The 3371-nt window shown below is 71.4% G+C and carries 1 protein-coding gene and 2 pseudogenes; 1 reads left to right on the top strand and 2 read right to left on the bottom strand.

Annotated elements, in window-relative coordinates; genetic code table 11:
• Nucleotides 1-671: pseudogene (locus GJ633_RS15200) on the bottom strand (glycosyltransferase); the annotation flags it as partial.
• 198 nt (nucleotides 672-869) lie between these two features.
• On the opposite strand from GJ633_RS15200, the pseudogene GJ633_RS15195 reads away from it, so the two are divergent.
• Nucleotides 870-2671, top strand: a pseudogene (locus GJ633_RS15195) (S9 family peptidase).
• A gap of 55 nt (nucleotides 2672-2726) precedes the next feature.
• Here the strand turns inward: GJ633_RS15195 and GJ633_RS15190 are convergent.
• Nucleotides 2727-3371: aldo/keto reductase (locus GJ633_RS15190; protein WP_156589472.1), on the bottom strand; the 645-nt coding region annotated here is incomplete at its 5' end.

Genomic DNA, 3371 nt, shown 5'->3' with positions numbered 1-3371 from the left:
CATCGCCTCGAACCGCTCGCGCTCTGGGCCGTCGCCGACGACGGCGGCGCTCCAGTCGCGGTCGCGGAGCTCGGCGAGTCCGAGCAGGAACGTCTCGACGTTGGCGTGGCGGTCGAGCCGACGGGAGTAGACCAGGTCGAAGCGGTCGTCGACGGCCGTCTCCTCGATCACGTCGAAGTCGATGCTCTCGGGGACCACGCGGACGTCGTCGCGTCGGCGCCGTGCTCGCGGACGCGCGTCTTGACCGTCCGCGAGGGCGTCGTGACGGCGTCGGCCGCCCGCGCGAGGAGCCGGGAGCGCCGCCGCGAGTCGGCGGGGTGGTCGCGCCACCAGTCGACGACGACGGGCGTCCGGGTGAGGGTCCCCCCGACGGTCGCGCCGAGCCCCGGCGTCGGAGGGCTGTTGACCGCGTGGACGACGTCGGGGTCGACGCGTCGGAGCGCGGCCGGGAGTCGCGCCGCGAACGCGGTCGGCGCGGGGTCGACGGTGACCGACCGGTAGGCGATCCCCTCGTCCTCGAAGGCGTCGTGGTCGCCGCCCCACCAGCGCGCGCAGAGCCACGAGACCTCGTGGCCGCGGTCGGCGAGCCCGCGGGCGATTCGTCGCGTCCGGGCCCGCGCGGGCGTGTCGCCGTGACCCGGGGCGAAGAGCGAGACGAACGCGACGCGCATACGGCGGCGCACGGCTGGGGCGGATAAAAAGACACGGCATCGTCGCCGGGCCGGAGACCGGGTGGCGTCGGTCGGTTCGTCCCACGAGCGGGGCGGTCCTTCTGACCGCCCGTCGACGGTGATCCCCGTCGATCGCTCTCTCTCCGTCCGCCCCCTCCGACCCGAAAGGGTTTCACACCGGGGTCGGAATCCGACGGCATGCACCGCTACGACATCGAGCGCTACCTCAACGTGCGGAGCGCGGGCAGCGCGGACCTCGGCCCCGACGGCCGGCTGGCCTTCCTGTTGAACACGACCGGCACCGGACAGGTCTGGTCGCTCCGCGAGCCGCAGGGGTGGCCGGAACAGCACACGTTCTTCGACGACCGCGTCACCTTCGTCGACTCCGCGCCCGAGCGCCCCGAGGCCGCCTTCGGCATGGACGAGGGCGGGAACGAGCGCGTTCAGCTGTACCGGCTCAACTACGAGTCGGGAGTGATAACGAGCTACACGGACGCGCCGGACGCGAAACACCGGTGGGGCGGGTGGGACTCCGCCGGCGATCGCTTCGCGTTCACCGCCAACCGACGGGACGAGGCCGTCTTCGACGTGTACGTCCAAGGGCGCGAGGCGACGGACGCCGCCGAACGGGTCGCCGAGGGCGACGGCTGGCTCTCCGTGGCCGGGTGGTCGCCGAGCGACGACCGGCTGCTCGTCCACGAGGCGCACGCCTCCTTCGACCACGACGTGTACACCCTCGACGTCGCGACCGGCGACCGCACGCACCACACGCCCCACGAGGGCGACGTCCGGTACGGGAGCCCGGAGTGGGGCCCGGACGGCGAGGCGCTGTACCTCGTCACCGACCGCGACAGCGACACGCTCCGGCTCGAACGGCTCGACCTCTCGACCGGCGAGTTCGCCGTCGTCGCCGACGGCGACGGCTGGAACGTCGACGGCGTCGTCGTCGACGAGGACTCACGGCGGGTCGTCTACTCGCGCAACGTCGACGGTCACACCGACCTCACGGTCGGCGAGCTCGTCGGCCCGACCCGTATCGACCCCTTCCCGGAGCCCGACCTCCCCGACGGCGTCGCCGGCGGCGTGAGCTTCGGCCCCGACGGCGACCGGTTCGCGATCACCGCGACCGGGAGCACGCACAACGCGAACGTCTACGTGGTCGAGGCGACCACGGGCGAGGCGGAGCGGTGGACCGCGGCGTCGACCGCGGGGATCCCGCCGGACACGTTCGTCGAGCGCGAACTGGTCCGTTACCCGACGTTCGACGGGCGGGAGATACCGGCGTTCTTCTCCGTCCCGGAGACGGAGCCGCCGGCCGACGGCTACCCGGTCGTCGTCGATATCCACGGCGGGCCGGAGTCGCAGCGCCGCCCCTCCTTCGCCGCCGTCACCCAGTACCTGCTGAACCACGGGTACGCCGTGTTCGAACCGAACGTCAGGGGTTCCTCGGGGTACGGGAAGGCGTACGCCGCGCTCGACGACGTCGAGAACCGGATGGACGCTGTGGCGGACGCGAGGCGGGCGTCGAGTGGCTCCACGACCACCCCGAGGTCGACCCGGACCGCGTCGTCGCGATGGGCGGCTCCTACGGCGGCTTCGTGGTGCTCGCGGCGCTGACGGAGTACCCGGAGCTGTGGGCCGCCGGCGTCGACGTCGTCGGGATCGCGAACTTCATCACCTTCTTAGAGAACACCGGCGACTGGCGCCGCGAACTGCGCGAGGCCGAGTACGGCTCCCTGGAGCGGGACCGCGAGTTCCTCGAATCCATCTCGCCGATCAACAACATCGGGGCGATCGAGGCGCCGCTTTTCGTCCTCCACGGCGCGAACGACCCGCGGGTGCCGGTCGGCGAAGCCGAGCAGATCGTCGAACGGGCCCGCGAGCAGGACGTCCCCGTCCGCAAGCTGATATTCGACGACGAGGGACACGGCCTCTCCAAGCTAGAGAATCGGATCGAGGCGTACCGCGAGATCGTCGAGTTCCTCGACGAGCACGTCTAGGCGATCGTCTCCGTAGCGGAGTCGTTGAAAAGAACCCTCGAGAGACCGCAAGATTTCAGTCCCAGTCGGGACCGAAGTCGGGGTCCACGCGGCGGTCCCGCTCGTCGATCGCGTCGATCCGCTCGACGTCTTCGTCGTCGAGGTCGAGTCCGAGGCTCGCCCAGTTGTCGCGGATGTGCTCTCCGCCCGTCGCCTTCGGGATGGCCGTCACGCCCTTCTCGCGGAGCCACGCGAGGCTCACCTGCGCCGCGCTGACGTCGTGTTTCTCGGCGATCTCGGTCACCGCCGGGACGTCGAAGACGCGGCCGCGGGCCAGCGGCGAGTAGGCGACGAGTTCGAGGTCAGCCTCGTCGGCGTACGCACGGAGTTCATCCTGCGGGAGCAGCGGGTGCATCTCGATCTGATTCGCGAACGGCGTCTCGCCGAGCGCGTCCGCGGCGGCGTCGAGGTGCGCGGGCTCGAAGTTCGAGACGCCGATCCGGTCGATCAGACCGTCGTCGCGCAGCTCCGCGAACGCGGGCAGCGTCTCTTCGGGGTCGTACGCGCCGGCCGGCCAGTGGACGTACAGGAGGTCGACGCCGTCGACGCCGAGCTTCTCGAGGCTCTCGCGGGTCGAGGACGCGACGTCCGCGGGCGCGAGCTGGTCGATCCATACCTTCGTCGCGAGGAACACGTCGTCGCGGTCGCGTCGGCGGTCGCG

The organism is Halorubrum sp. CBA1125, assembly GCF_009742825.1.
Classification (GTDB): domain Archaea; phylum Halobacteriota; class Halobacteria; order Halobacteriales; family Haloferacaceae; genus Halorubrum.
This window is presented reverse-complemented; position numbering and strand designations above follow the sequence as displayed.